The sequence below is a fragment of the Pseudomonas grandcourensis genome (assembly GCF_039909015.1).
Lineage (GTDB): Bacteria > Pseudomonadota > Gammaproteobacteria > Pseudomonadales > Pseudomonadaceae > Aquipseudomonas > Aquipseudomonas grandcourensis.
Genome location: NZ_CP150919.1, coordinates 1,515,128 through 1,541,484 on the forward strand (window position 1 = coordinate 1,515,128; position 26,357 = coordinate 1,541,484).

Consider the following 26,357-nt stretch of genomic DNA (forward strand, 5'->3'; position numbering starts at 1 on the left):
CCTTGTGGGAGCGAGCAAGCTCGCGATGGCGGCGTGTCTGCCACTTCAAGGCTGAATGTCACACCGCTATCGCGAGCAAGCTCGCTCCCACAGGTTCAGTGTTGCTCGTGAGCCTGGCGTTTATGCCAGTGTATTGAGATACGCACGCCACCCGCCCAAATCGCTGATGTTCACCGCGCCCTCCAGCCCATACGCCTCGCAGATAAAGCCGCTCTCCCAGCGACCGTCCGCCAGTTGCACCTTGCCCAACCCCAGTGGCGCCGGAATCCCGGTCAGGAACGAACCCAACTCGCTGCTCGGCAACTCCCAGACTTCCACTGCAATCGCTACGCCGCCATCCTTCACGCGGACCATTCCCGGACGAAACGGCGGGCCGCCGGCCAGGGCATGGAGTTGATAATCGGGTGAGCTGAATGTCGTTTCCACCAAACGGGCACCGCGCTGCTTGAGCTGCCAGTTCAACGCCAACCCGTCCAGATGCGCACCACAGACCACCAGTCGCGCCCGATCATGGCGGGCAACCGTCGCCGGTGCAGGCGCGGCCAGGCCTTGCTGACGCTGCAAGGCGTCCGCGACGCTCAACAGATACTGATCGGTAAAGGCCCGGCCAAACAGCGTCACGCCCCAGGGCATGCCGTTGTCCATGAACGCGTTGGGCACGGCGACAGCTGCGTAGTCGAGCAGGTTCATGAAGTTGGTGTAGTAGCCCAGTTCCGAATTGCGCAGCACCGGTTCGGCCTCGAGTTCCGCCAGCGTCACCGGGCGGCCGATGGTCGGCGTGACGACGCAATCCAGGCCTTCCAGCGCTGTGTCGCACAGGGCTTTGAGCGCTTGCAGGCGGTATTGGGCGCGGAAAGTTTGCACGCCATCGACGGCGGGTGCCTTGGCCAATACGGCGCGAATCACCGGCAACACGGCCTCGGGGTTTTGCGCCATCAACTCGCCGGCCACGCTGTAGCGCTCGGCCACCCACGGGCCTTCATAGAGCAAGTGTGCGGCCTCCAGAAACGGCGACAGGTCCAGTTCCACCGCTTCGCCGCCCAGGGCCTTGAGGCGGTCGATAGCATCACCGAACAACAGCGGGCCTTCAGGGCAACCGAAGAATTGCAGGTCCTGTGCACGGGGTACGCCGAAACGGAAGGGGCGTGGTGTGCCGAACGCCAAGCCGTCGTTCCACAGCGGGTTACTGCGGCTGTATTCGTCCCGTGGGTCGAGGCGCGCGGTGAGCGCCAGCAACTGGCTGGCTTCCCGCGCCGTGGCGGTGAAGGTGGTGACGCAATCCAGCGTACGACAGGCCGGAACCACGCCGGCCGTCGAGATCAGGCCTTTGGTGGCTTTCAGGCCGACCAGGTTGTTCAATGCCGCCGGCACGCGCCCGGAGCCGGCGGTGTCGGTGCCCAGCGCAAAACTCGCGACCCCGAGCGCCACCGCCAGCGACGATCCGGCGCTGGAACCGCCCGAGGGATACTCCGGCAATACGCTGTTGGGGCACGCGCCGTACGGTGAGCGGCTGCCGTTGAGCCCCGTGGCGAACTGGTCAAGATTGGTCTTGCCCAGCGGGATTGCGCCAAGGGCCAGCAGTTGTTCGACGATGGTCGCCGAACGCTCCGGCACGTAGGCAAATGCCGGGCACGCCGCCGTGGTCGGAATGCCCGCCAGGTCGATGTTGTCCTTGATCGCGAACGGCACGCCATACAGCGGCAGGCTGTCGAGGTCGCGACCGTCGAGGGCGGCGAGGTAGGGCTCCAGTTCATCGACACTGAGCAAGTGGATGAACAGGTGATAGTCCGGGTTCAGCGCGGCGGCTTTGTCCCGCAGTTGCAGCAGCAATTGCCGTGGCGTGGTGCGGCCGTCGCGATAAGCGCCGCGCACTGCGTCGAGTTGCAGATTGATATTCATGGCATGAGTCCTTTTCAACATGGGTTCAGTCAAGTTCCAGCACCACGACGCGCTGCCCGGCGCGCACCGCCGAACCCGGTTGCACACGAATCTCGCGCACCACGCCGGCCATTGGCGCAAGCACGGGGATTTCCATCTTCATCGACTCCAGGATCACCAGCACATCACCGGCCGCGACGCGGCTGCCGGCTTCGACCTGGACCTGCCAGAGGTTGCCGGCGATGTGGCTGTCGACGCTCTGTTGGCCGTTTTCCAGTGGTGCATCTTCGGTGGCCTCCGGGGCCAGTTCTTCACTGTCGAAATGGGCCTGACCACTGGCGATCCAGCGTTCGCGCTCGGCATTGAATGCGTTTTTTTGCTGATCGCGAAACGCGTCGATGGTCGCGGCTTCCCGGGCCAGGAACACCTGGTAATCCGCCAGGTTCAACTGACTGTGCTCGATGTTCAGGTCGAAGCGCCCGAGTGGGAAATCCCGGCGGATGCGCAGCAATTCATCGGCGCTGACCGGGTAGAAACGGATCTGGTCGAAAAACCGCAGCAACCAGGGTTTGCCATCGAACGCGGCGACTTCGCGGTAGCGGTTCCACATCTGCAACGTGCGCCCGACAAACTGATAGCCACCGGGGCCTTCCATGCCGTAGACGCACATGTAGGCGCCACCGATGCCCACCGAGTTTTCCGCGGTCCAGGTGCGCGCCGGGTTGTACTTGGTGGTCACCAGGCGATGGCGCGGATCGAGCGGGGTGGCGACCGGTGCGCCTAGGTAGACGTCGCCCAGGCCCATCACCAGATAGCTGGCGTCGAACACCGTGCGCTGTACTTCATCGAGGTTCGGCAGGTCGTTGATGCGGCGGATGAACTCCAGGTTGCTCGGGCACCACGGCGCGTCCTTGCGCACCGTAGTCATGTATTTTTCGATGGCCAACTGGCACGCCGGGTCGTCCCAGGACAGCGGCAGATGCACGATGCGCGAGGGTACTTGCAGGTCCTTGGCGGCGCACACGGCGTCCCATTCGCCAGCGACGATGCCGAGCAGGTCGGACAGCGGCAGTTGTTCGGGTCGGTAGTGGATTTGCAGGGAACGGATGCCAGGTGTCAGGTCGATCACGCCGTGCAGGTCTTTGCTTTCCAGCGCCTGCATCAGGGCGTGGGCGCGGAAGCGCAGGACCAGATCGAGTTCCGGGGCGCCGATTTCCAGCAGCAGGTGGGTGTCGCCGGAAAGGCGCGCCACCAACCGCGTATCGTCCTGCCCAATGTCCAATACAACAGGCGACACAATTCCCTGTAGGAGTGAGCTTGCTCGCGATTGCGGTGTTTCAGTCACAGAGATGTCGGATGTGATGCCGTCATCGCGAGCAGGCTCACTCCTACAGGAGGGATCCCATTTCAAGGCCAGGGTGCGGGCGGTCTTGAGGTCGACGGGGGAGAACTGCACCTTGTCCCCAGCCTTGAGCTGCCCCAACTGCCAAAGGTCCGCCTCGATCACCGTAACCGGGCACACGAACCCGCCAAGGCTCGGGCCATCCGGGCCGAGGATCACCGGCATGTCACCGGTAAAATCCACCGCGCCGATCGCATACGGATTGTCGTGGATGTTCGACGGATGCAAACCGGCTTCACCACCGTCGGCACGCACCCACTCAGGCTTCGGCCCGATCAGGCGAACGCCGGTGCGGCTGGAGTTGAAATGCACTTCCCACTGCGTGGCGAAGAAGGTGCCGATGTAGTTTTCCGTGAAGTATTCCGGCGCACCGTGGGGGCCGTAGATCACCCGAATCCGCCGAACTGCCGGCAACTCGGTAACCTGCTCTCCAGCCAGTTGCCGGCCGGCACTGCGGTCATTCAGGGCTGGCAGGTGCAACACATCGCCGGCTCGCAATGCGCGACCGCCGTGACCACCAAACTGGCCGAGGGTGAAGGTGCTTTTGCTGCCCAGATAGTCCGGCACTTGCAGGCCGCCACGCAGGCACAGATAGCTGCGGGCGCCCGCGCCGGCAATGGTGCCGAGGCTGAAGGTGGATCCTGCGGCGACCAACAGCGCAGTGTTCATCGGCACGGCTTCACCGTTGAGCAACAATGGAATCACCGCGCCAGTCACCGCCACCACCGCTTCGCAATTGAAGCGCAGCAACGGCCCGCTCATGGTGACTTCCAGCGCCGCCGCGCCTTCGTCATTGCCCAGCAAACGGTTACCCAGACGCAGCGCCTGACTGTCCATCGGCCCCGATGGTGGCACGCCGACCGCCCAGTAACCGAGACGTCCCGGATAATCCTGAACGCTGGTTTGCGTACCGGCGCTGAGTACCTCGAATGTGTTGGCCTGATAGACCAGTCCTTCCAGGCAACGGGTCCAAGGCTGGCCGCTGGCGAAAGGCGCATCGAGCAGAATTTGCCGCAGGTAATCGCGGTTGGTTTCCACGCCGTAGAGCAGACTGGCCCCCAGCGCCTGATGCAGATCCGCGGTAGCCTCTTCGCGAGTCGGCGCCCAACTGATGACCTTGGCGATCATCGGGTCGAAGTAGGGCGGGATCTCGCAGCCAGCCTCGACCCAGGTGTCGATGCGCAGCTCAATGCCATTGGCCACCGGGAAATCCACGGCGGTGAGCAAGCCCGGGCTCGGTTGAAAGTCGCGGCCCGGATCTTCGGCATACAACCGTGCCTGGATCGCATGGCCTTGCGGTTTCAAACCCTGTACCAGATCGCTCAGGGGCGGCAGATCGCCGGCCGCCAGTTGCACCATCCAGCGCACCAGATCGACGCCCCACACCTGTTCGGTGACACCGTGCTCCACCTGCAAACGGGTGTTCACTTCCAGGAAGTAGAAGCGCTGGGCCTTGCTGTCGAACACAAACTCCACGGTGCCGGCGCTGCGGTAATTCACAGCCTTGGCCAGTTTGACCGCCGCCGCGCACAACTCATCGGCCATGCCGTCGGGCAGGTTCGGCGCCGGGGTTTCTTCGAGGACTTTCTGGTTGCGTCGTTGCACCGAGCAATCACGCACGCCGAGGGCGATCACTTCACCGTGACCGTCGCCGAACACCTGCACTTCCAGGTGCCGGGCGCGCTGGATGTACTTCTCGATGAACACTCCGGCGTCGCTGAAATTGTTCTGGCCCAGGCGCTTGACCGCTTCGAAGGACTCGCTCAAATCGGCCGCGCTACGGCACACGCGCATGCCGATGCCGCCACCGCCGGCGGTGCTCTTGAGCATCACCGGGTAGCCGACTTGTTCACCGGCCAGCAGCGCGGTATCGAGGCTGTCGAGCAGTTCGGTGCCTTCGAGCATCGGCACGCCGTGTTGTTTGGCCAGGGCGCGTGCGGTGTGTTTGAGGCCGAACACCCGCAGTTGTTCGGGCGTCGGGCCGATGAAGGCAATGTTGGCGGCCTCGCAGGCTTCGGCGAATGCGGCGTTTTCCGAGAGAAAGCCGTAGCCGGGATGGATCGCGGTGGCGCCGGTGGACTTGGCGATGGCGAGGATCTTGTCCACCGCAAGATAAGTTCCAGACGCTGCACCTTCACCGAGGCTGTGGGCATCATCGGCTTGCAGGATGTGCAGGCTGGCGGCATCGGCTTCGGAGTACACGGCAACGCCCTGCACTTGCAGCTCCCGCAAGGTCCGCAGGATGCGGCAGGCAATGGCGCCACGGTTGGCAATCAGGACTTTTTCGAACATGGCATAACCCCCGGAGGCGATGGCGCATCAGCCTCGACTGGGATGCGGGCCGTCCCGCAGTTTTTCTTGATGCACCGGGGCCGTCCCCGGTGAAAAATCAGTTCACTTCGCAACACTGCCGATCGCCTGTAGGAGCGAGCCTGCTCGCGAAAGCGTCGGCACATTCAAAATGGATGTACCTGACCCTCCGCCATCGCGAGCAGGCTCGCTCCTACAGTTGGGATGCGGTGTATTTACTTCTTGAGGCACTGGCCGGAACGGGCCTGACACAGGGCAAACAACCAACGCCGCAACCGCGAAAGTTTCAGTTCCATACCAGTAGCTCCGCAGGAGTGGGGTTGTAGGCGTTGCAGGGGTTGTTCAGTTGTGGGCAGTTGGAGATCAGCACGATCACGTCCATCTCGGCCCGCAGGTCGACGTACTTGCCCGGTGCCGAAATGCCGTCTTCGAAAGTCAGCCCGCCGTCTGCGGTGACCGGTACGTTCATGAAGAAGTTGATGTTCGGCCCGATGTCGCCCTTGCCCAGGCGGCCATCGTGAGCACAGGCGCGCAGGTAGTTGTCGCGGCAGCTGTGCATGTAGCGTTTTTCCAGGGCGTAGCGCACGGTGTTGCTCTCTTGTGCGCAGGCGCCGCCCAGGGTGTCGTGACGCCCGCAGGTGTCGGCGACGATGGTCAGCATCGGCTTGCCGAGGTTGGAATACAGCACGCTGCCAGTGCTCAGGTACACGCTGTTCTGCCGACGCAGGGTGCGCTGCACGTCGTAGCGCTCCCTGGGGTTGGCAACGCTGTAGAACAAGGTGTCGACAGCCTGGTTGCCCTCAAGGTCGAGGATGCGCAGGGTCTGGCCGGCCTTGACCTCCATCAGCCAGGGTTCGCCGGCGGGGATGGTGGCGCGGTAGACGGCCGTTTCAGGCGACTGTGGAACGGTGGCGATTGCGAGTGACATGGCAGCGATCCTCAGGCAAACAAACGGTCGGTGTTGATGAAGCCGCGCTCGTTTTCCGGGCGCGAGGTGCGGCAGTGTTCGGCGACGCTGGCGTCGGCGTTCATCCAGCTGAGCTTCAGCGGTTTCGGTGCATATTCCGGCGCTGGGTCCATCGGGTGCTGCAGGGCTGTTAGCACCACCAGGGTGTCCATCGGCGCGTACAACTCGATGTAGTCGCCAGCCTTGGAATTGCCCTCGACGAAATGGAAGCGCCCGGCCTCATCGACGTTCACGCGGCTGAACAGGTTGAGGGTCATCAGCAGGTCGGACAGGCCCAGCCCCCACTTGCCCAGTTCCACCAACAGGTTGTCGGTACCGTTGCGGAAGAAGCCGTTGCGCAGTTCCTGATAGCGCCCCGCGCCGTACTTTTGCGCCACTTCTTCAGCGCAGAGCACGCCGCCCAGGCTGTCGCTCCAGCCGCAGGTGTCGGCGGTGATGGCGGCCAGCACGCGGCCCATGTCCGAGTACAGGCAGTGGCCGGTGGTGAGCTTGGCGGTGTGTTGGCATTTGAGGCTGTCGGGCAGGTTCAGGCGTTCGGTTTTTTCATTGGCGTTGAGCAACGTCAGGCTGACGTTGGCGCCGCCACGCAGATCGGTCAGGCGCAGCAATTGGCCGCGTTTGAGCACGAAGGAACGATGGCCGCCACCGGGGAGCATTTCCTCGGCGAAGGGCGGGAACAGTCGGGTCGAATCAGTCATGGGCAAAACCCTCTCAAGCGGTTCGAAGTGAGCCCGCCAATTGCACTGGCAGGGCGTCGACGGCGGCACGGTGGGTGCGGCGGTCGCTGTTCAAAGGGATGTCGTAGGTGATGCGTGCGCCATAGCGGCCGGGTGCATGCGGGTCGAGGCGGACCTTGTCGAACACCAGCAAGCGTGTGCCGAGGCTGAAGCCTTCGGACAGGTCATGGGTGACCATGAACACCGTCAGTCGGGTCTCGCGCCACAGGTCCAGGAGCAAGGCGTGCATGTCTTTGCGGATGCCCGGGTCGAGGGCGCCGAACGGTTCGTCGAGCAGCAACACCCGCGGCTTCATGATCAGCGCCTGGGCAATGGCCAGCCGTTGTTGCATGCCGCCGGAGAGCTGCGCCGGGTATTTGTCCAGTGAGTGGCCCAGGCCGACTTTGTGCAGCAGCACCGAAGCCTGTTCGCGGGCCTCTTTTTTCGCGCTGCCGAACAGACGTCCAAGCAAACGCGAACGGGGTAGTTCAAGGCCGAGGGCGACGTTGTCCAGCACGCTCAGATGGGGGAACACCGAGTAGCGCTGAAATACCACGCCACGGCTGGCGTCCGGTTCAGCGACCAGCGGTTGGCCGTCGAGCAGGATCTCGCCGCGACTGGCGCGTTCCTGGCCGAGCAGCAGGCGCAGGAAGGTCGATTTGCCGCAACCGGAGGCACCCACGAGGGTGCAGAACTCACCTTCGTTGACGGACAGGTTGAGGCCTTCGAGCACGACCTGATCGGCGTATTGCTGCCAGACGTTTTTCACCGTGATGAAGCTCATTTGGCCGCTCCTTCATACCAGGGGAACGCGTGGCGGGTCAGCTGCTTGAGCCCCCAATCCATCAGCCAGGCGAGCAGGGTGATCCACACCACGTAGGGCAAAATCACGTCCATCGCCAGGTAGCGGCGCACCAGGAAAATCCGGTAGCCGAGACCGTCGGTGGAGGCGATGGCTTCGGCGGCAATCAGGAACAGCCACGCCGAGCCGAGCAACAGTCGCAGCGAGATCAACAGGCGTGGCAGCAGTTGCGGCAATACCACCCGCAGCATCAGGGTCCAGGTAGACGCGCCGAGGGTCTGGGCCTTGATCAGCAGCTCCACGGGAATTTCCCGGGCACGCTGTTCCAGGTCACGGGCCAGCGCCGGAGTAATGCCGATCACGATCAGCATCACTTTCGACAACTCACCCAGGCCGAAGACGATGAACAGGATCGGCAGGATCGCCAGCGGTGGCACCATCGACAGCACGGTCAGCAAGGGTGACAACGGCGCACCGAACAACGGCAGGGTACCGGCGGCGATGCCCAGGCACAGCCCGGCCAGGGCGCTGATGCCCAGGCCAATGGCCAGACGCTGCAGGCTGGACGCCGTGTCCTGCCAGAGCAGGTATTCGCCGGTGCGGCTGTCGGCCACGAAGGCCAGGCGTTTCACCGCGTCGGTCATCTGCACGGCGCTGGGCAGCAGCTTGTCGTTGGGGTTGTCCGCCAGTCGCTCGGCCGAGCCCATGAAGTAGGCGAACAGCACCAAGGCGAACGGCAGGATCACCAGCAACAGGCGACTCGGGCGGTCCGGGTGACGGTTGATCAGGCGCATGGCCAGTTCTCCTGATTACAGCTTGGCGTCGGCGGCCATCTGCACGTAACTCGGGTCGAAGCGCAGCTTGAGGTTGCCCTTGTCGCCGCTGGTCACGCCGTTGGCGAAGGCCATGCCGACCGCGCTGGTGTCCTTGGCGCCTTCGCCTAACAAGCCGTGCTGGAAGGAGAACTCGGCGACCTTGCGCATGGTTTCCGGCAGTTGCTTGCTGGTGCTGAACGCCAGGGCTTCTTTCGGAGAGGCGAACAGCTTGGTGGTGTCCAGTTGCGCCTGGAAACCCGCCAGGTCGGTGCCAGAGGCTTTGGCCATGTGCTCCAGGGCGGCTTTGCTGGCGGCGTTTTTCGCGTTCATCAATTCGACGACCTCGAACCAGGCGCCGGTCAATGCTTTGCCCAGGGCCGGGTTGTCTTTGAGTGTGGCGCTGTTGACCACCATCATGTCCATGATTTCGCCGGGGATCTGGCTGGAGTTGAACACCTCGGTCACCGCAGGCTTGGCCTTGATGTCCGAGAGCATCGGGTTCCAGGTGGTGACGGCGTTGACCTGATCGGTGTTGAAGGCGGCCGAGATATCGGCGTCGGAGGTGTTGACCACTTTCAGGTCTTTCTCGGTGAGGTCCACCGAATCCAGGGCCCGTGCCAACAGGTAGTGGGAGACCGACAATTCCACGAGGTTGACGTCCATGCCCTTGAGGTCGGCGACCTTCTTGCCTTCACCCTTGAGCACGATGCCGTCATTGCCGTTGGAAAAATCGCTGACGATCAGCGCAGTGCTGTCAACGCCGCCAGCGGCCGGAATGGTCAACGCGTCCATGTTGGTCATGGTGCAACCGTCGAACTGGCCGGCGGTGTACTGGTTGATGGATTCGACATAGTCATTGAGCTGTACCACGTCGATCTTGATGCCGTACTTCTTCGCCCATTTGTCGACGATGCCTTGGCTGCCGGCGTATTCCCAGGGCATCCAGCCGGCGTAGATCGTCCAGCACACGCTGAAGTGGTCTTTTTGTGCAGCCTGGGACGAGAAGCTCACGAGGGCGGCGAATGCAGCAGCGAGCAGGGCGGGTAAACGAAGCTGGGACATGGTGGTTCTCCAGTTGATCAAGGACGGACAGGAAGGCAGCGGCACCGCTAACGGTGGCTTGTCTCCCGGGCTTTTGTCCCGCCGTGTAACCTCAACTGGAGGTCGCCAACTCTCGGACCAGTCACTCGCGATTGCGAGCCGGAACCCTAGTCAGCCATTGCAAATTGTGGTGCCGCGAACCTGTAGTGACTCCTGCACGGTTTTACTAAAGCGAGAGGCGTGCCAAGTTGGCCCGAGCGCTCTAGCGTGGGGGACAGGGAGGTCGACGGTGTTGATTGGAATGACGCACTGCCTTGTGATGGTGCGCTGGTGCACCGCATTGGAACCTGTCCGCCGCTGATCAGAAGGTGGGTGCAACGTCGCACTTGGCAGGGGATTTCCAGTCAAAACAGGTGTAAGTCGGTGTGTGCCGACTGCTGTCACAGGTCTTTACGGAGGCCGCCATGTTGCGTCGATTGTTGTTTGGTGCCGTGCTCGGTCTCGGATTGTCTGGCTGCTACTACTACGACGGTCCTGCCGACCCCTACGGGGGATCTTATTACTACCCCGGCTACTACTCGCCCTATTACTCCGGTTACTACGGTCCGCGTTATTACGGTGGCTATCGCTCCTATTACTACGGTGGGCACGGCTATCACGGTGGGGGGTATCACGGAGGTGGATATCACGGCGGTGGATATCGCGGTGGCCACCGTTAATCAGGGCGTGAATGAATGAAAAACCTTTCATCGGCCAGATGTTTCTACTTGTTTCAAGGACGCACCAGATTCCGAATTCGGTGTCTGATATTTCGACAGTCACCGAACATTTGACTGTCGCCTGCCAGCGTCGCTGGTGTGGTTTACCCGCGGTCCAGGAGGCCGCTATGTATCTCCGAATTCTTCTGCTAGCTGTGTTGGGATTGTCCCTGGGTGGATGCGTGCCTTATTACGACGAAGGAGGCAGTTACTACAGTTCCGAGGTCTATACCTCGCCATCGCCAGCCTATTACGCCGGGGGGAGTTCCTACTACTCCAATGGTGGCGGTTACTACACACCGCCGCCCCGGTACTACGCACCGCCAGCGCGGTATTACCAGCCGACACCGCGCTATTACTCGCAGCCGCGGATGTATCAACCGTCCCCACGCTATTACCAGCCATATCGGGGCGATTACCGAATGCATCAGAACCATGGCTGGGACGGCCGTAACCGCGGGGGCTGGAACAATGACAATCGCGATCACGACTGGCGCAACCATCGTGGCGGACGTGGCGATCACAACTGGCGGGGTAACCACCGCTAATCATTCAGTCAAATACAATGCCTGAGGGAGCGAGCAGGCTCGCTCCCTCATTTTTTATGCCCGGACTTTAGTACTCGGACAAATCCGCCAGCGGATGCCGACCTTCCCACGCCTTGTGAAAATGCGCCTCTACCACCGTGTCCGGCACGTTGTTGATGTCCGGCCAGTGCCAGTGCGGCTTCTGGTCCTTGTCGATCAGGCGGGCACGTACGCCTTCGCTGAATTCCGGATGCCGACAGCAGTTGAGGCTCAGGGTGTATTCCATCTGGAACACTTCGGCCAGCGACAGGTGGCGGGCCCGGATGATCTGCTCCCACACAAGATGAGCGGTCAGCGGCGCGCCTTCGCTCAGGGTCCTGGCTGCGCGGCTCAGCAACAGATCGGTGTGATCGCGCAAGGCGCTGATGGCCTTCCAGGCGCAACGCACGTCGCTGACATCCAGCAGTTCGTCGATCTGCTGTCGACGCGGCAGCCACTGGGCTTCGGGCATCTGTGCCACGGCTTCCTGCTGCAAGGCCTTGAGCAGGCTGTTGAGCTGCATGGGGGTCTGTTCCTGCCAGTTCAATTGCAACAGGCCTTCGATCAATTCCGGCTGCTGCTCATCGAGCAGGAAGCGATCGGCCAGGTCCAGGTCGATGGCATCGCGGCCGTTCATGTGCGCACCGGTCAGGCCCAGAAACAACCCCAGCTTGCCGGGCAGGCGCGACAGAAACCAACTGGCGCCAACGTCCGGGTACAGGCCGATGCTGATCTCCGGCATGGCCAAGCGGCTGCTCGGCGTGACGATGCGGATGCTTGCGCCTTGCAACACCCCCATGCCGCCGCCGAGCACATAGCCGTGACCCCAGCAGATCAGCGGTTTCGGGTAGGTATGTAGTTTGAAGTCCAGGCGATATTCCGCCGCAAAAAACTGCGCGGCCAGTGGCGGTACTTCGCCCGGGTGGACGCGACAGGCTTCCACCAGGCTGCGCACTTCGCCGCCGGCGCAAAAGGCCTTGGCGCCGTTGCCGCGCAACAGCACGCAGACGATCTGCGGGTCCTTGGCCCAGGCCTCCAGGCGGTCGCGCAGGGCGTTGATCATCGGCAGAGACAGGGCGTTCAGGGATTTTTCGGCATCCAGGCTGGCGATGCCGATGCGTGCGCCGTCGGTGCCGGTGAGTTCTTCGAAGTGCAGATTCATCGTGACCTCGATCGGGAATTTGAGGGTTAAGTATGATCGCTGTGTGGGAAAGTGCCGGATCTGCATCAGATCAATTGACAAGCGTGATGCGCTTTCCTAGGGTTCGCCCCATTGTTTTTGCCGGATGTAACCATGACTGCTGACGACCGTATCAAACTCGAACCGGGCTGGAAGGAGGCACTGCGTGCCGAATTCGACCAGCCTTACATGGCAGAGTTGCGAAACTTCCTGCAACAAGAGCGGGCGGCCGGCAAGGAGATCTATCCGCCGGGGCCAATGATCTTCAACGCGCTCAATTCCACGCCGCTGGACAAGGTCAAGGTGGTGATCCTCGGCCAGGACCCTTATCACGGCCCGGGCCAGGCCCATGGCCTGTGCTTCTCGGTGCAGCCGGGCGTGCCGGCGCCGCCGTCGCTGGTGAACATTTACAAAGAGCTCAAGCGCGACCTGAACATCGACATCCCCAACCATGGATACCTGCAGAGCTGGGCCGATCAGGGCGTGCTGATGCTCAACACCACCATGACCGTCGAGCGCGCCAACGCCAATGCGCACAAGGACAAAGGCTGGCAGTTTTTCACTGATCGAGTCATTGAAGTGGTCAGCCAGCAGCAACCGCACCTGGTGTTCATGCTGTGGGGCGCCCATGCCCAGAGCAAACAGAAACTGATCGATGCCACCAAGCATCTGGTGTTGACCTCGGTGCACCCGTCACCGCTGTCGGCCTATCGCGGCTTTCTCGGTTGCGGGCACTTCAGCCGGACCAACAAGTTTCTGGAGCAGAATGGCGAGACGCCGATCGAGTGGCGTCTTCCATCGGTTTGAAAAAAGCATCGCGAGCAGGCTCACTCCTACATTGAAATGCGTTCCCTGTAGGAGTGAGCCTGCTCGCGATGAAGTCGACTCGGTCTTTACTCTGGATCGCGGTTCCAATATTTGAACAACGGCTCCGCCAGAAACAGCACAAACAACAGCCGCATCACCTGCATCGCCGTCACCAGCGGCACCGACAGTTGCAGGGTTTCTGCTGTCAGGCTCATCTCGGCAATACCGCCCGGCATCATGCCCAGTGTCAGTGAGCGCAGATCCAGATGGGTCAGCGCACTCAAACCCAAGGCCGCTGCAGTCGCAATCAACATGGTCAACACCGTGCCGATCAGGGTGCGCCCCATGAACGATGGCGCACGCCGGAAAAACTGCCGGTTGAAGTGACAGCCCAGACCGCTACCGATCAACCATTGGCCAATCTGGCTGCCGCCATTGGGCAAACCGATGTGCAGATCCCAGCCGATGCTGACTGCTGCGCTGACCAGCAAGGGCCCGAACAGCCAGGGGTTGGGTTGACGCAGACGTTCCCAGATCCAGGCCGCCAACGCGCCAGCGGGAAACAACACTGCCAGCCAGCGCCAATCGATGCTGCCAACGTGGGAAATCGGCGCACCGTCGCCCAACAGATACTTGAAGGCTGCCGGTACGCATAGCACGACCACCAACACCCGCAAACTCTGCCCCGCCGCCACACGGCTGAGCACCGCACCGTTGCGGGCGCCGAGGTTGACCATCTCCCCGGAACCGCCGGGCATGCTGGAAAAGAATGCCGTGGCGCGATCTTCACCGGTACGGCGCATCAGCCACACGCCGACGATCGCCGACAGGCTGGTGACCAACGCACCGAAGAAGATCAGGCCGAAATGACTGAGTACCTGCTCCATCACCACTGGAGTGAAATGCAGGCCGATACCGATACCGACGATCCACTGGCCGCACTTGCGGCCGCCAGGGATTTCGGCCAATTGCCAGGGTGTCAGACAACGCACGAGGATGATCGCCAGCAACGAGCCGACCATCCACGGCAAAGGCCAGCCGACCTGGCTGGCGAGGAAACCGCCAAGCAGGCCGACCAGCGGGGTTCCCCACCAGAGTTTGAGGGGGGACCGATCAGACATCGGCGATAACGCGTTGCGCGGCCGAACGTTTGCGCCAGATGCGGATAAGCGGCATCAGCAGCATGATCGCCGTCAGGACCCAGCAACCGAAGGTGATCGGGCTCGACCAGAGGATTTCCAGCGCACCGTTGGAAATCGACAGGGCGCGGCGCAGGTTTTGTTCCATCAAGCCGCCGAGGATGAAGCCCAGCAATACCGGCGACAGCGGGAAGTCCAGCTTGCGCAGGATATAACCGAAGATGCCGATACCGATCATCAGGAACAGGTCGAACGTGGTGGCATGCACTGCGTAGACACCAATCCCCGTAATGATCGCGATCACCGGCACCAGTGCCCAGTTCGGCACGGCGAGGATGCGGGTGAAGATGCGGATCATCGGGATGTTGAGGATCACCAGCATCACGTTGGCGATGAACAACGAAGCGATCAGGCCCCAGACGATGTCCGGTTGCTGTTGGAACAGCAGCGGGCCCGGGGTGATGTTGTACAGCGACAGGGCGCCGATCATCACCGCCGTGGTGCCGGAACCTGGAACGCCGAGGGTCAGCATCGGCACCAGCGCACCGCAGGCCGCGCCACCGATGGCGGTTTCCGGCGCCGCGAGGCCGCGCATGTCGCCCTGGCCGAATGTACCCTTGGCACCGGCGATGCGTTTTTCGGTCATGTAGGCCACGGCACTGGCCAGGGTCGCACCGGCACCCGGCAACACGCCCATGATGAAACCCAGTACGCCGCAACGGATGTTCACCACGAACACCGACGCCGCTTCCTTGAAGTTGAACATCATCCGGCCGGTGGCTTTCACCGCTTCCTGGCCGTGGTGGGTTTTTTCCAGCAGCAGCAGGATTTCGCTGATGGAGAACAGGCCCAGCACCAGCACGACGAACTGGATGCCGTCGGTCAGGTGGATGTTGTCCCCGGTGAAGCGATACACACCGCTGTTGGCGTCGATGCCGACGGTTGACAGGAACAGACCGATCAGCGCCGCGATGAACGTCTTCAGCGGACGGTCACCGGCCATGCCGCCGAGGCAGACAATCGCAAACACCATCAGTACGAAATATTCCGCCGGGCCGAAGGCAATCGCCCATTTCGCCAGCAGCGGGGCGAACAGCACCATGCCGCAGGTCGCGATAAAGGCACCGATGAACGAGCTCCATGCCGACAGCGACAGCGCTACACCGGCCAGGCCTTTGCGGGCCATCGGGTAACCGTCGAGGGTGGTCATCACGGTGGACGCTTCGCCCGGAATGTTCAGCAGGATCGAGCTGATCCGGCCTCCGTATTCGCAACCCAGGTACACCGCCGCCAGCAGGATCAGCGCCGACTCCGGTGGCAGGCCGAGGGCGAATGCGATCGGGATCAACAGTGCCACGCCGTTGATCGGCCCCAGGCCCGGCAACAGGCCGACCACGGTGCCGATCAGGGTGCCGCACAGTGCGGTCACCAGGTTGTACGGGCTCAGCGCGACGCCGAAACCCTGACCCAAATAGCCAAGAGTATCCATATCAGTTCTCCAGAACGTCGAGCACGCCAAGCGGCAGCGGCACGTCCATCAACTTGTCGAACAGCAGGTAGAGGCCGACGGCCATCAGGCTGATGATCACGATGCTTGGTACCCAGCGACCGCCATACAGACGGGCCATGGGCACGCCGATCAGGATGCTGGCGACGATGAAACCCAGGGGCTCGAAAGTGCCGGCGAACACCAGCAACAGCACCACGCAGATGCCGATCTTGGTCAGGGTTTCGCGATCCAGCGGCGGCTCGTCAGCGCTGTGCTTGATGGGTGCCGGACGGAACACCATGTACAACAGTGCCGAGCCCATCAGGCCAAGCATCAACAGCGGAAAGGCCCGAGGCCCCACCGGTTCGTAGGAAAAAGCCGCTTGGTACGGCCATGCCATGAGCGCGAGGCCGAGGCAGACCAGCAACAGCACCGAAGCAAAAATGCGTTGTAAGAGCATGGGGAACTCCTGTGCCGCGACTCCGCCAAACGGAGCCGCGGCCGCTAGACAGAGGCGATCACTGGATCAGGCCGAACTCTTTGGCCAGCACTTTGTAGTCCGCAACCTGCTTCTTCACGTAGGTGTCCAGCTCCGGGCCGGTCATGGCGAACGGGAAGAGCTCGCGCTGATCGCGCAACTTGGCGAAGTCTTCGGAAGCCAGCAGTTTGTCGAAGGCTGCTTTCCACCAGGCATAGTCTTCGTCGCTGACTTTTGGCCCGAGGTAGAAGCCGCGCACCACCGGCCAGACGATGTCGTAGCCTTGCTCGCGTGCTGTCGGAATGTCCTTCATTTCCGGTTCGTCCAGACGCTTGTCGGAGAACACCGCCAGCAGGCGCATGTCGCCGCTCTGGATGTGCGGCATGGAGTCGGAAATGTCGGTGCTGCCGACCTGGATGTGGCCGCCGAGCAGGGCGGTGGCGATTTCGCCGCCACCTTCGAGGGCTACGTAACGCAGGTCACGGGGGTTGATCCCGGCGGCCTTGGCGATCAAGGCAGTCTGCATCCAGTCCTGGCTGCCGACGGTGCCGCCGGAACCGATTACCACTTTGCTAGGATCTTTTTTCAGTGCCTGCACGAGGTCGTCGAGGGTCTTGTAGGGTGAATCGCTCTTCACCGCGATGGCGCCGTAGCTGGTACCGACGGCGGCCAGCCAGCGCACGTTGGTTTCATCGAAACGACCGAACTTGCCTTGGGCCAGGTTCAGCAGCGAACCGCTGGACCAGGCCACCAGGGTGCCGGCATCGGCCGGACGCTGGGCGACCACCGCGTTGTACGCCACCGCGCCGACACCGCCGGGCATGTAGGTCACGCGCATCGGTTTGGTCAGCAGTTTTTCGTTGACCAGCGCGCTTTGCGCCAGTTTGCAGGTCAGGTCGAAACCACCACCGGGCGAAGCCGGGGCGATGCATTCCGGGCGTTTGGGTTCGGCAAGCGCTTGGCCGGTGATCAGCAGGACGCTGGCGGCGAGAGCTAGTTTACGCATTGACAGGTTCATTCAAGTCTCCTTGGGAGTTGTTGTTATTGACGTACTGAATTACCAAAGGGCAACGCTATAGCTCACCAGCAGACGCACTTCATCGGCATCGCGAGCGGAGTAGTTGGAACGGTAGGTGGCATTGCGCAGGCGCACGGCGACATCCTTGAGTGCGCCGCTTTGTACAACATATTTAATCTCGGAGTTACGTTCCCACTCTTTGCCTTCGTCACCGTTCTTGAGCTTGATGTTGTCACCGCTCACGTAACGGCTCATGAAGGTCAGGCCAGGGACACCAAGAGTGACGAAGTCGAAGTCATAACGCGCTTGCCAGGAGCGTTCTTCGGCCCCGGCAAAGTCGTTGATCTGCACGAAGTTCACCAGGTACGGGTCGGCGCCATCCACATACGGGAACGTGCTGTCGCCAGACATGTGCTGGTAGCCCGCGCTGAGCTTGTGCCCGCTCAGGGCGTAACTCACCAGGCCGTTGAGGGATTTGTTGTCGATATTGCCGCCACGGGCCTCGCCCTGGTCGTCACTGATGGCAAACCGCAGGTCGGTGCCAAAGGTGCCGGGGCCGAAGGGCTGCGAGGCGATCAACCCGAGAAAGTGCTGGTTGTAGACTTCACCGAGTTGCGCGAAGTGATAGCTGCCGGTGATCTTGTCGGTGAACTTGTAGTCCAGGCCGCCAAAGTCAAAGTGGTCGCCCGCCACGGTGCCAGCGAAACGGCCGTTCTTGTTGTTGAGGGCAATGTCCTCGAAGTCGGTGCTGTCGCGGTCCTTGGCTTTGTCCAGACGCCCGCCGGTGAAGGTCAGGTTCTTGATCTCCTTGGAGGTCAGCATGCCGCCTTCAAAGGTCTGCGGCAGGATGCGCCCGTCGTTGGGCTTGAGGATCGGCAGTTCCGGAATCAGGGTGCCGATTTTCAGCTCGCTGGCGGAGATCTTCATTTTGCCGGTCAGGCCGAGCTTGGAGTATTCGTCCACGGCGCGCCCATCGTCAGTCGGCAGCAGGCCGGTACCGGTACGGTCCGGGCTCGAATCGAGCTTGACCCCCAACATGCCCAGCGCATCGACACCGAACCCCACGGTGCCGTCGGTGTAGCCTGATTTCAGATTGAGCATGAACCCCTGGGCCCACTCGTCACGCTTGGACTGTTGGGCGCTGGTGCCGTCGCGAAAGTCGCGATTGAAGTACATGTTGCGGGTTTCGAAAGTGGCCGAGCTGTCTTCGAAGAATGCGGCCTGGCTCAAGGGTGAAAAGCCGGCAAGGGCGGCAGCGCTGGCAAGCGCAGTGTGGCTGAAACGGGAGAGGCGGGCAGGCGCGATAGCCTGGGTCTGCAGGGACTGCATGGATGACTTACTCCGTTTATTGTTCTTATTTGTCGAAAACGCTTCGAGGCGTTTTTCGTATCGCTGTGTGGCTGCAGCGACGGCAGTCGAAACTGTCCGTGGTCCGACTCTAACGGGCTAACCTTTCGCTAACCTTTCAGAAGGCTTTCACGATTTTTCGGGCTTCACAGCGACGGATGCCGCTGTAAACTCCGCGCCAAAGAATGGCGTCGACCATCCCTGAATGAGGTAAAGATCCATGCGTGTCCTGCTCGTCGAAGACCATTTGCAGCTCGCCGAAAGTGTCGCCCAGGCGCTCAAGAGCACCGGGCTGACGGTGGACGTTCTGCACGATGGCGTGGCAGCCGACCTGGCGCTGGGCAGCGAGGAATACGCCATGGCGATCCTCGATGTCGGATTGCCGCGCATGGATGGTTTCGAAGTGCTGGCGCGTTTGCGGGCCCGGGGCAAGAACCTGCCGGTGCTGATGCTGACCGCCCGCAGCGACGTCAAGGATCGGGTCCACGGCCTGAACCTCGGCGCCGACGACTACCTGGCCAAGCCGTTCGAACTGACCGAACTCGAAGCCCGGGTCAAAGCCTTGTTGCGCCGCAGTGTGCTGGGCGGTGAGCGCATTCAGCGTTGCGGTGTGCTGGCCTACGACCTGGAAACCCGGCGCTTCACCCTCGGTGAAGAATTGCTGACCCTGACCTCCCGCGAACAGGCCGTGCTCGAAGCCCTGATCGCGCGCCCCGGTCGGGTGATGAGCAAGGAGCAACTGGCATCGCAAGTGTTCGGTCTCGATGAAGAGGCCAGTCCCGATGCCATCGAAATCTACGTGCACCGCCTGCGCAAGAAACTCGACGGCCAGCCGGTCGCCATCGTGACCTTCCGCGGCCTCGGTTACTTGCTGGAAAGCCGTGATGCATAAGCCGAGCAGCCTGCGCTGGCGGTTGCTGTGGAACCTGGCGCTGCTGCTGGTGGTGTTGATGCTGGCCAGTGGCTTGAGCGCCTACTGGAACGGGCGCGAAGCTGCCGATACGGCCTATGACCGGACCTTGCTGGCATCTGCACGGACCATTGCCGCCGGTGTCTCCCAACGCGACGGTTCTCTGAGTGCCGATGTGCCCTACGTGGCCCTTGATACGTTTGCCTACGACAGTGCCGGGCGAATTTTCTACCTGGTCAATGACATCAATCAGAAGCTGATTTCCGGTTACGAAAACCTGCCGGCGCCACCGCCGGGAACGCCGCGCACCGATGATTATCCGGCGCTGGCGCGCTTCTATAACGCGACCTATCGCGGGCAGAACGTGCGCGTGGTGAGCCTGCTCAAACCTGTGAGCGAGCCGAACATGAACGGCATGGCGGAAATTCGCGTGGCCGAAACCGATGAGGCGCGGGTGAGCATGGCCCGCAGCCTGGCGACAGATACGTTGCTGCGTCTGGGCATGCTGGCGGGTGGGGCCTTGATGTTGGTGTGGTTCGCGGTGAGTGCCGCATTGCGCCCGCTGGAGCGCTTGCGCACGGCAGTGGAAGAGCGTCAGCCCGACGATCTGCGGCCCTTGCCGTTGGTGGAAGTGCAGCGCGAATTGTGGCCGCTGGTGCGCGCACTCAATCACTTTACCGAGCGCTTGCGCGGGCAGTTCGAGAAACAGGCGCAATTCATCGCCGATGCCGCCCACGAACTGCGCACGCCGCTGGCGGCACTCAAGGCGCGCCTGGAATTGGGCATGCGCTCATCTGAGCCTGAAACCTGGCGCAGCACGCTGGAGACTGCCGCTCAGGGCACTGATCGCTTGACCCATCTGGCCAATCAGTTGCTTTCCCTGGCACGGGTCGAAAATGGCGCCCGGGCGATTGCCGAGGGTGGCGCGCAGTTACTCGACCTGAGTCAGTTGGCCCGGGACCTGGGCATGGCCATGGCGCCGTTGGCCCACAAGCGTGGTATCGCGCTGGCACTGGAGGCGGATGAACCGGTCTGGCTGCGGGGTGAACCGACGCTATTGAACGAACTGCTGAGCAATCTGGTGGATAACGCACTGGCCCACACGCCGCCGGGTGGCAACGTGATTCTGCGGGTCTCGGTGCCCGCCGTGCTGGAAGTCGAAGATGATGGCCCCGGCATACCGCTTGAAGAGCGGGATCGGGTGTTCGAGCGCTTTTACCGACGCAATCAGCAAGTGGCCGGTTCCGGATTGGGTCTGGCGATTGTCGGTGAGATCTGCCGCGCGCATCTGGCGCAGATCAGCCTGCATGACGGTGAGCACGCGGGGTTGAAGGTGCGGGTGAGTTTTGTTGCGGGGGATTGAGGATCAGTAAAACATCGTGCGCGTTTCTTCCAGGTCGGCGCACATCGCCTTGTCGTCAAAGTCGATTCCGAGTGCCTTGTAGGCCGGTACATTCAACGCGTCGGCAAGGGCGAGCGGGTGATCGGTGTCCTGCAGGCAATACAGGCTGGCCACCTGCACCAGATCCACATAGTCGACCTGCGCAGACTGACGCTTGAAGTTCAGGTATAGCCGTGGCACTTGCACCAGCATGTCGGGAAAATCCCAGACCTTGAGCAGTTTTTCGCCAATCAGCGGATGAATCCGGTCGATCACATGATTGAGGCTGACCGGGTCGGACAGCAGTTCATAGTGATCTTCGGCGTAGGTCAGGATCGGCAGCACGCCGATCTGGTGCACCAGCCCGCCAAGGGCCGCCTGATCGGGCTTGAGTCGGGTGTAGCGGCGGCACAAGGCGTAGCTGACGCCGGCGATTTCCAGGCTTTTACGCCAGACATCGCGCATCTTCTGCTCCACCACGTCGGAACGGGCATGGAAAATCTGCTCCATGACCAGGCCGATCGCCAGGTTACAGCTGTAGTTGATGCCCAGGCGGGTGATCGCGGTATGCAGATCGGTCACTTCCTGGGCTGCGCGCAACAGTGGGCTGTTGACCACTTTAATCAGGCGTGCCGACAGCGCGGTATCACGGCCGATCACTTTGCTCAGGGTACTGACGCTGACTTCCGGGTTTTCCGCGGCCTTGCGAATCTGCAGGGCCACTTCCGGTAACGTTGGCAGAACCAGGTCATCGTTATTGATGGCCTCAACCAAATCCTGTTGGACCTTTTCCGCCAGCTTGCTCATTTAGTCTCTCTAGGTGTCGCGCCAAGTGCTGCCGTTACTGCTGGATTTCGCGGTCGCGGTCCAGTTCATAAGGCAGGTCGAGCAGCTGCAAGGACGGCCCTTCGAGCGCGCCCATGTGGATGTCTCCACTTTCTGCTGCTTCGGCTTGCAACACAGCCAGGAGTTCAATGTTCTGTCCGGCGCGGGCAGCCAGCACCACTTCGCCGATGGAGCTGCCGTGGGTCGGGGAAAACAACGGGGTACCCGGTTCAGGCAGTTCGCCGGCAGCCAGTTGCAGGCGATACAAGCGGCGCTTGAGTTTGCCCAGGTACTGCATTCGCGCGACGATTTCCTGCCCGGTGTAGCAACCTTTCTTGAAGCTCACGCCACCGATCGCTTGCAGGTTGAGCATCTGCGGGATGAACAACTCGCGGGTGCCGGGCATGACCTGGCCGATCCCAGCGCGGACCTGGCCCAGCAGCCATTGATTCAGATCGCCTTCGCTCAGTACTGCCGAAAGCTTGCCTTTGATCGCATCGACTTGACCGGCGGCGACCCACAGTTCGGCGCGTTCAGGCGAGACACGGATGGCAATCAGCCCATCGTTGCGCACGACGCTGTCGGTTTCTGCCGGCAGGTCCAGGCCGAGGCTGACCAGTGCGGCGTCGCCATGGTCAACTCCGAAGCGGACCCAAGCGGCACTTTCGTCGGTCAGTTTCGACTTGGAAAACACCGCGTATTTTTTCAGGTCCGCCAGTTGCGGTTCGAGCAATTCGGTGGCCATGGCCAGGACCACGCCGTCACCCTCGAGCAGGATGCGGAAACTCGACTGCATCCGGCCTTTTTGTGTGCAGCGGGCACCGAGGCTGGCCCGGGAATCACTCAGGTAGTTGAGGTTGCAGGTCAGTTGGCCTTGCAGGAATTTGCTGGCGTCCGCGCCGCGGACCGCGAGAACACCTTCATGAGAAAGGGTGCAGAAAAAAGCAGAATCGGCCATGGGTCATCGCAGGGTAAAAAGTCTGGTGGACATCATAAGGGGCCGCCTTCGAAATGGGTAGTTAACAAAGGCTCGCAGTGCCCGACCAAAGCCGACTGTTCGACCGGGCGCGGGCCTGTATACTTGCCGCCTATTTGAGGAGCGCTCCATGGTCGAAGATGTTGAACTGAATCGCCTCTACTGGCACAGCCGCCGTGGCATGCTTGAGCTTGACGTGTTGCTGGTGCCGTTCACGAAAGAGGTATACGCAACGCTCAACGAGGTGGATCGCGCGTTGTACGTCCGACTGCTGACGTGTGAGGATCAGGACATGTTCGGCTGGTTCATGGAGCGCAACGAATCGGAAGATCCTGAGCTGCAACGCATGGTTCGCATGATCCTGGATCGTGTCCAGCCCAAGTAATGGGTTCGAATGCCGCTGGCATGCCTCACGGCAGTTGCTGGCGGCGTATCTTCTGGCCCAGCTGTTCGCGTTGGGTTCTTTGTTTTTACTGTCGATTCCGCTCTGGGCCAGTTCGCTCGGCGTCGTGCTGTGCGTGGCTCACGGAGTCTGGCTGTTGCCCCGGCAAATCCTGCTGACCCACCCGCAGGCCTTTTGCGGCTTGCGGCGCGATGCCGATGGCTGGCAGTTGTGGAGTCGGGCCAGGGGTTGGCAGCCCGTGCAACTGAGACCGGACAGCCTGGCGCTGCCATTGGTGGTGGTACTGCGTTTTCGATTGCGTGGCGAGCGCCGGGTCAGGGCCATTTGCGTGCCCCGGGACGCGCAGGCGGCGGATGTGCACCGACGCCTGCGGGTCCGGCTCAAGTTCAGCCGACGTAGGTGGGCGGCACCAGAATAGTGTCCAGCGCGACCGGCAACATGTCCGGGTAGTCGAGGGTGTAATGCAGGCCACGGCTTTCCTTGCGCTCCATGGCTGACAGAATCATCAGCTCGGCCACTTGGGCCAGGTTGCGCAGCTCGATCAAGTCCCGGCTGACCTTGTAGTTGCTGTAGAACTCGTCGATTTCATCGAGCAACAGTTGCACGCGGTGTTGCGCCCGTTGCAGACGCTTGTTGGTGCGCACGATGCCAACGTAGTCCCACATGAATCGCCGCAGTTCATCCCAGTTGTGCGCAATGATCACGTCTTCATCGGAATCGGTGACCTGGCTCGCATCCCAGACGGGAAGGGGGGCCGGCATCGGCACCCGGGGCAGCTGTTCAAGAATGTCTGCCGCTGCGGAGCGGGCATAGACGAAACATTCCAGCAGCGAGTTGCTGGCCATGCGGTTCGCGCCGTGCAGGCCGGTGAAACTGGTTTCGCCGATGGCGTACAGCCCTGGCACATCGGTGCGGCCCTGTTGATCGACCATCACGCCGCCGCAGGTGTAGTGCGCCGCCGGAACCACCGGAATCGGCTGTTTGGTGATGTCGATGGAAAATTCCAGGCAGCGTTCGTACACCGTCGGGAAGTGCGCCTTGATGAAGGCTTCGGGTTTGTGGCTGATGTCCAGATAGACGCAATCAATACCCAGTCGCTTCATTTCATGGTCGATGGCCCGGGCGACGATGTCCCGTGGTGCCAGTTCGGCCCGTGGGTCGAAGCGTGGCATGAAGCGCTCGCCGTTGGGCAGCTTCAGGTGCGCACCTTCGCCTCGCAGGGCTTCGGTGACCAGGAAACTCTTGGCTTGCGGGTGATACAGGCAAGTAGGGTGGAACTGATTGAATTCCAGGTTCGCCACCCGGCAGCCCGAACGCCAGGCCATGGCGATGCCATCGCCGCAGGCGCCGTCAGGGTTGCTGGTGTAGAGGTAAACCTTGGCCGCACCACCGGAGGCGAGGATCACAAAACGCGCGCCGTAGGTGTCGACTTCGCCGGTGCCGCGATTGAGCACATAGGCGCCGAGGCAACGATCACCTTCGAGCCCCAGGCGTTTCTCGGTGATCAGGTCAACCGCAACCCGCTGCTCCAGCAGTTCGATGTTCGGTCGTTTCCTTGCCTGATCGAGCAGCGTGGTGAAAATGGCCGCGCCGGTGGCATCGGCGGCATGGATGATGCGCCGATGGCTGTGACCGCCCTCGCGAGTGAGGTGGAACTCGAACCCGCCATCTTCGTTACTCGACTGTTCATCGCGGGTAAAGGGCACGCCCTGGTCGATCAGCCATTGAATCGCTTCCCGGCTGTGCTCGACGGTAAAACGCACGGCGTCCTCATGGCACAGACCGCCGCCGGCATTGAGGGTGTCATCGACATGGGATTCAACGGTGTCGGTGTCGTCCAGCACGGCCGCAACGCCACCCTGGGCCCAGAACGTCGAGCCATTGGCGAGGTTGCCCTTGCTCAGTACGGCAATGCGCAAATGACCGGGCAAGGTCAGCGCAAGGCTCAAGCCGGCAGCACCGCTGCCAATTACCAGAACATCGTGTTGAAACTGTTGGCTCATTTCAGGATTCCGCTCAAAGCGACCCGGGTCGGGGTTGGCGCAGCTGGACTGTCGAGTCGATGCAGCCGCACAGCCCACTAGTATATAGAGGGGGGGAGCGGCACAATACCCGAGCTGGCATGGCATTGTGAAACTACCGTGACCCAAAACATCGGACGCTTCGTCGGATGTTTTTCTGCCCGTTGGGCGCCAGAATGACTGTATCGCCGATTTAACAGTCATTTTCCCTTCACGGTTGCACAATGTCGGGTTGGTACGGCTATAAATATTTGGAACTTTTGCCAAAGGGCCAAGATCAATAGGCGGTTGCCTGAAACAAGGGACAGTGTCGGTTTCAGTGAGGGATTGCAGTTCGATCCTTGCTGAAGAATCCGATGACAAGATTATCCGCGCAGCCGGGTCAACTCGTGCTGCGCTTTTCGTGCGTGCCAAATCAGAGCCCGCAGGAAACTTGCCTGGAGGGGGAGAACTTTTGCGAAAAGCACGAGTCTATGTTTGCAAGTCTGGTGGTTTACTTCTGCAAGCCTCCTCCGAGCTCATCGAGGAGTGTTCATGCTAACCCAGGAAGAGGATCAGCAACTGGTCGAACGCGTTCAGCGCGGCGACAAGCGTGCTTTCGATCTGCTAGTGCTGAAATACCAGCACAAAATTCTCGGGTTGATCGTGCGTTTCGTGCACGACACCCATGAAGCCCAGGATGTGGCACAAGAAGCCTTTATCAAGGCATACCGTGCACTTGGAAATTTTCGCGGAGACAGCGCGTTTTATACGTGGCTTTACCGCATCGCCATCAACACGGCGAAAAACTATCTGGTTTCACGCGGCCGTCGGCCGCCGGATAGCGATGTCAGTTCCGAGGATGCAGAGTTCTACGATGGCGATCATGGCCTCAAGGATCTCGAGTCGCCAGAGCGGGCCTTGCTGCGGGATGAGATCGAAGGCACCGTCCATCGAACCATTCAGCAACTGCCGGAAGATTTGCGTACGGCTTTAACTTTACGTGAGTTTGATGGTCTGAGTTACGAGGACATTGCGAGTGTCATGCAATGTCCGGTAGGCACCGTGCGCTCCCGGATCTTCCGCGCCCGGGAGGCCATCGACAAAGCCCTGCAGCCGTTGTTGCAGGAAAACTAAAGACAGCGGCGA

General features: G+C 61.6%; 24 protein-coding genes and 1 riboswitch. Of the genes, 8 read left to right on the forward strand and 16 right to left on the reverse strand.

Features of this window, described 5'->3' with window-relative positions; genetic code table 11:
* Positions 1-120: 120 nt before the first annotated feature.
* The 7 genes from atzF to AABM52_RS06735 all read right to left on the reverse strand — a co-directional run bounded on the left by atzF (position 121) and on the right by AABM52_RS06735 (position 9,952).
* Positions 121-1,899 carry an allophanate hydrolase gene (atzF, locus tag AABM52_RS06705; RefSeq protein WP_347911019.1) on the reverse strand — a complete coding sequence of 593 codons (1,779 nt, stop codon included), beginning with the start codon at positions 1,897-1,899 and terminating at the stop codon, positions 121-123.
* Between the two features lie 25 nt (positions 1,900-1,924).
* A complete protein-coding gene (gene uca / locus AABM52_RS06710; RefSeq protein ID WP_347911020.1) occupies positions 1,925-5,572 on the reverse strand; it encodes an urea carboxylase in 3,648 nt (1,215 codons plus the stop codon).
* A gap of 304 nt (positions 5,573-5,876) precedes the next feature.
* Complete coding sequence (locus AABM52_RS06715) at positions 5,877-6,518, reverse strand: urea amidolyase associated protein UAAP2 (protein ID WP_347911021.1); 642 nt, start codon at positions 6,516-6,518, stop codon at positions 5,877-5,879.
* A gap of 11 nt (positions 6,519-6,529) precedes the next feature.
* The gene (locus AABM52_RS06720) at positions 6,530-7,255 is read right to left on the reverse strand and encodes an urea amidolyase associated protein UAAP1 (protein WP_347911022.1); all 726 of its coding nucleotides are present in this window, start codon (positions 7,253-7,255) and stop codon (positions 6,530-6,532) included.
* A 13-nt stretch (positions 7,256-7,268) separates the two neighbouring features.
* A complete protein-coding gene (locus tag AABM52_RS06725; protein WP_347911023.1) occupies positions 7,269-8,057 on the reverse strand; it encodes an ABC transporter ATP-binding protein in 789 nt (262 codons plus the stop codon).
* The gene (locus AABM52_RS06730; RefSeq protein ID WP_347911024.1) at positions 8,054-8,869 is read right to left on the reverse strand and encodes an ABC transporter permease subunit; all 816 of its coding nucleotides are present in this window, start codon (positions 8,867-8,869) and stop codon (positions 8,054-8,056) included. The genes AABM52_RS06725 and AABM52_RS06730 overlap by 4 nt, the downstream gene beginning before the upstream one ends.
* Positions 8,870-8,884: 15 nt before the next feature.
* Entirely contained in the window at positions 8,885-9,952 is a 1,068-nt protein-coding gene (locus AABM52_RS06735; RefSeq protein ID WP_347911025.1) for a putative urea ABC transporter substrate-binding protein, read from the reverse strand.
* A 60-nt stretch (positions 9,953-10,012) separates the two neighbouring features.
* Positions 10,013-10,113: riboswitch (guanidine-I (ykkC/yxkD leader) on the reverse strand.
* Positions 10,114-10,395: 282 nt separating this feature from the next.
* On the opposite strand from AABM52_RS06735, the gene AABM52_RS06740 reads away from it, so the two are divergent.
* Together AABM52_RS06740 and AABM52_RS06745 are read left to right on the forward strand one after the other, a co-directional pair.
* Positions 10,396-10,650 (forward strand): hypothetical protein, encoded by a 255-nt coding sequence (locus AABM52_RS06740; protein ID WP_347911026.1) that lies wholly within the window; start codon positions 10,396-10,398, stop codon positions 10,648-10,650.
* Between the two features lie 167 nt (positions 10,651-10,817).
* A complete protein-coding gene (locus AABM52_RS06745; RefSeq protein ID WP_347911027.1) occupies positions 10,818-11,237 on the forward strand; it encodes a hypothetical protein in 420 nt (139 codons plus the stop codon).
* Positions 11,238-11,304: 67 nt separating this feature from the next.
* Here the strand turns inward: AABM52_RS06745 and AABM52_RS06750 are convergent, their stop codons facing one another.
* Positions 11,305-12,417 carry an enoyl-CoA hydratase/isomerase family protein gene (locus AABM52_RS06750; RefSeq protein WP_347911028.1) on the reverse strand — a complete coding sequence of 371 codons (1,113 nt, stop codon included), beginning with the start codon at positions 12,415-12,417 and terminating at the stop codon, positions 11,305-11,307.
* Positions 12,418-12,549: 132 nt separating this feature from the next.
* Here AABM52_RS06750 and ung point away from each other — a divergent pair, with 132 nt between their 5' ends.
* Positions 12,550-13,242, forward strand: a complete 693-nt coding sequence (gene ung / locus AABM52_RS06755) for a uracil-DNA glycosylase (RefSeq protein ID WP_347911029.1) — start codon at positions 12,550-12,552, stop codon at positions 13,240-13,242.
* Positions 13,243-13,328: 86 nt separating this feature from the next.
* Here the strand turns inward: ung and AABM52_RS06760 are convergent, their stop codons facing one another.
* From AABM52_RS06760 to AABM52_RS06780, 5 genes are read right to left on the reverse strand one after another with little or no spacing between them, the layout of a single operon-like run.
* Complete coding sequence (locus tag AABM52_RS06760; RefSeq protein ID WP_347911030.1) at positions 13,329-14,363, reverse strand: AbrB family transcriptional regulator; 1,035 nt, start codon at positions 14,361-14,363, stop codon at positions 13,329-13,331.
* Positions 14,356-15,870: a tripartite tricarboxylate transporter permease gene (locus tag AABM52_RS06765; RefSeq protein ID WP_046041540.1), complete on the reverse strand. Its 1,515-nt coding sequence runs from the start codon at positions 15,868-15,870 to the stop codon at positions 14,356-14,358. Before AABM52_RS06765 ends, AABM52_RS06760 begins: the two co-directional genes overlap by 8 nt.
* Before the next feature lies 1 nt (position 15,871).
* Positions 15,872-16,330, reverse strand: coding sequence for a tripartite tricarboxylate transporter TctB family protein (locus tag AABM52_RS06770; protein ID WP_046041541.1), 459 nt, complete (start codon positions 16,328-16,330; stop codon positions 15,872-15,874).
* A 58-nt stretch (positions 16,331-16,388) separates the two neighbouring features.
* Positions 16,389-17,366, reverse strand: coding sequence for a tripartite tricarboxylate transporter substrate binding protein (locus AABM52_RS06775; protein ID WP_347911031.1), 978 nt, complete (start codon positions 17,364-17,366; stop codon positions 16,389-16,391).
* Between the two features lie 39 nt (positions 17,367-17,405).
* Complete coding sequence (locus AABM52_RS06780) at positions 17,406-18,695, reverse strand: OprD family porin (protein WP_347911032.1); 1,290 nt, start codon at positions 18,693-18,695, stop codon at positions 17,406-17,408.
* A gap of 238 nt (positions 18,696-18,933) precedes the next feature.
* Between AABM52_RS06780 and AABM52_RS06785 the strand changes: the two genes are divergently transcribed.
* Positions 18,934-19,605, forward strand: a complete 672-nt coding sequence (locus tag AABM52_RS06785; protein ID WP_007979804.1) for a response regulator — start codon at positions 18,934-18,936, stop codon at positions 19,603-19,605.
* A complete protein-coding gene (locus AABM52_RS06790; RefSeq protein WP_347911033.1) occupies positions 19,598-20,986 on the forward strand; it encodes a sensor histidine kinase in 1,389 nt (462 codons plus the stop codon). Before AABM52_RS06785 ends, AABM52_RS06790 begins: the two co-directional genes overlap by 8 nt.
* Before the next feature lie 3 nt (positions 20,987-20,989).
* On the opposite strand, the gene AABM52_RS06795 is transcribed toward AABM52_RS06790, so the two are convergent.
* Positions 20,990-21,811, reverse strand: coding sequence for an HDOD domain-containing protein (locus AABM52_RS06795; RefSeq protein WP_347911034.1), 822 nt, complete (start codon positions 21,809-21,811; stop codon positions 20,990-20,992).
* Between the two features lie 34 nt (positions 21,812-21,845).
* Positions 21,846-22,787 (reverse strand): folate-binding protein, encoded by a 942-nt coding sequence (locus AABM52_RS06800; protein WP_347911035.1) that lies wholly within the window; start codon positions 22,785-22,787, stop codon positions 21,846-21,848.
* A gap of 148 nt (positions 22,788-22,935) precedes the next feature.
* Between AABM52_RS06800 and AABM52_RS06805 the strand changes: the two genes are divergently transcribed.
* Positions 22,936-23,190, forward strand: a complete 255-nt coding sequence (locus AABM52_RS06805; protein WP_347911036.1) for a succinate dehydrogenase assembly factor 2 — start codon at positions 22,936-22,938, stop codon at positions 23,188-23,190.
* Positions 23,174-23,626 carry a protein YgfX gene (locus tag AABM52_RS06810; RefSeq protein WP_347911037.1) on the forward strand — a complete coding sequence of 151 codons (453 nt, stop codon included), beginning with the start codon at positions 23,174-23,176 and terminating at the stop codon, positions 23,624-23,626. Before AABM52_RS06805 ends, AABM52_RS06810 begins: the two co-directional genes overlap by 17 nt.
* On the opposite strand, the gene nadB is transcribed toward AABM52_RS06810, so the two are convergent.
* On the reverse strand, positions 23,595-25,211 hold the full coding sequence (gene nadB / locus AABM52_RS06815) for an L-aspartate oxidase (protein WP_347911038.1): 1,617 nt from the start codon (positions 25,209-25,211) through the stop codon (positions 23,595-23,597). The two genes, AABM52_RS06810 and nadB, sit on opposite strands and share 32 nt — an antisense overlap.
* A gap of 552 nt (positions 25,212-25,763) precedes the next feature.
* Between nadB and rpoE the strand changes: the two genes are divergently transcribed.
* The gene (gene rpoE, locus AABM52_RS06820; RefSeq protein ID WP_003172477.1) at positions 25,764-26,345 is read left to right on the forward strand and encodes an RNA polymerase sigma factor RpoE; all 582 of its coding nucleotides are present in this window, start codon (positions 25,764-25,766) and stop codon (positions 26,343-26,345) included.
* Positions 26,346-26,357 lie beyond the last annotated feature (12 nt).

What these genes read in the sequence shown, in the direction of transcription:
- AABM52_RS06715 (WP_347911021.1), bottom strand. Translation starts at nt 6,518, where the DNA reads ATGTCACTCGCAATCGCCACCGTTCCACAGTCGCCTGAAACGGCCGTC.
- AABM52_RS06780 (WP_347911032.1), bottom strand. Translation starts at nt 18,695, where the DNA reads ATGCAGTCCCTGCAGACCCAGGCTATCGCGCCTGCCCGCCTCTCCCGT.
- AABM52_RS06730 (WP_347911024.1), bottom strand. Translation starts at nt 8,869, where the DNA reads ATGCGCCTGATCAACCGTCACCCGGACCGCCCGAGTCGCCTGTTGCTG.
- AABM52_RS06750 (WP_347911028.1), bottom strand. Translation starts at nt 12,417, where the DNA reads ATGAATCTGCACTTCGAAGAACTCACCGGCACCGACGGCGCACGCATC.
- AABM52_RS06805 (WP_347911036.1), top strand. Translation starts at nt 22,936, where the DNA reads ATGGTCGAAGATGTTGAACTGAATCGCCTCTACTGGCACAGCCGCCGT.
- nadB (WP_347911038.1), bottom strand. Translation starts at nt 25,211, where the DNA reads ATGAGCCAACAGTTTCAACACGATGTTCTGGTAATTGGCAGCGGTGCT.
- rpoE (WP_003172477.1), top strand. Translation starts at nt 25,764, where the DNA reads ATGCTAACCCAGGAAGAGGATCAGCAACTGGTCGAACGCGTTCAGCGC.
- AABM52_RS06770 (WP_046041541.1), bottom strand. Translation starts at nt 16,330, where the DNA reads ATGCTCTTACAACGCATTTTTGCTTCGGTGCTGTTGCTGGTCTGCCTC.
- AABM52_RS06735 (WP_347911025.1), bottom strand. Translation starts at nt 9,952, where the DNA reads ATGTCCCAGCTTCGTTTACCCGCCCTGCTCGCTGCTGCATTCGCCGCC.
- AABM52_RS06740 (WP_347911026.1), top strand. Translation starts at nt 10,396, where the DNA reads ATGTTGCGTCGATTGTTGTTTGGTGCCGTGCTCGGTCTCGGATTGTCT.
- AABM52_RS06745 (WP_347911027.1), top strand. Translation starts at nt 10,818, where the DNA reads ATGTATCTCCGAATTCTTCTGCTAGCTGTGTTGGGATTGTCCCTGGGT.
- ung (WP_347911029.1), top strand. Translation starts at nt 12,550, where the DNA reads ATGACTGCTGACGACCGTATCAAACTCGAACCGGGCTGGAAGGAGGCA.
- AABM52_RS06785 (WP_007979804.1), top strand. Translation starts at nt 18,934, where the DNA reads ATGCGTGTCCTGCTCGTCGAAGACCATTTGCAGCTCGCCGAAAGTGTC.
- AABM52_RS06765 (WP_046041540.1), bottom strand. Translation starts at nt 15,870, where the DNA reads ATGGATACTCTTGGCTATTTGGGTCAGGGTTTCGGCGTCGCGCTGAGC.
- AABM52_RS06720 (WP_347911022.1), bottom strand. Translation starts at nt 7,255, where the DNA reads ATGACTGATTCGACCCGACTGTTCCCGCCCTTCGCCGAGGAAATGCTC.
- atzF (WP_347911019.1), bottom strand. Translation starts at nt 1,899, where the DNA reads ATGAATATCAATCTGCAACTCGACGCAGTGCGCGGCGCTTATCGCGAC.
- AABM52_RS06800 (WP_347911035.1), bottom strand. Translation starts at nt 22,787, where the DNA reads ATGGCCGATTCTGCTTTTTTCTGCACCCTTTCTCATGAAGGTGTTCTC.
- AABM52_RS06795 (WP_347911034.1), bottom strand. Translation starts at nt 21,811, where the DNA reads ATGAGCAAGCTGGCGGAAAAGGTCCAACAGGATTTGGTTGAGGCCATC.
- AABM52_RS06725 (WP_347911023.1), bottom strand. Translation starts at nt 8,057, where the DNA reads ATGAGCTTCATCACGGTGAAAAACGTCTGGCAGCAATACGCCGATCAG.
- uca (WP_347911020.1), bottom strand. Translation starts at nt 5,572, where the DNA reads ATGTTCGAAAAAGTCCTGATTGCCAACCGTGGCGCCATTGCCTGCCGC.
- AABM52_RS06775 (WP_347911031.1), bottom strand. Translation starts at nt 17,366, where the DNA reads ATGAACCTGTCAATGCGTAAACTAGCTCTCGCCGCCAGCGTCCTGCTG.
- AABM52_RS06760 (WP_347911030.1), bottom strand. Translation starts at nt 14,363, where the DNA reads ATGTCTGATCGGTCCCCCCTCAAACTCTGGTGGGGAACCCCGCTGGTC.
- AABM52_RS06790 (WP_347911033.1), top strand. Translation starts at nt 19,598, where the DNA reads ATGCATAAGCCGAGCAGCCTGCGCTGGCGGTTGCTGTGGAACCTGGCG.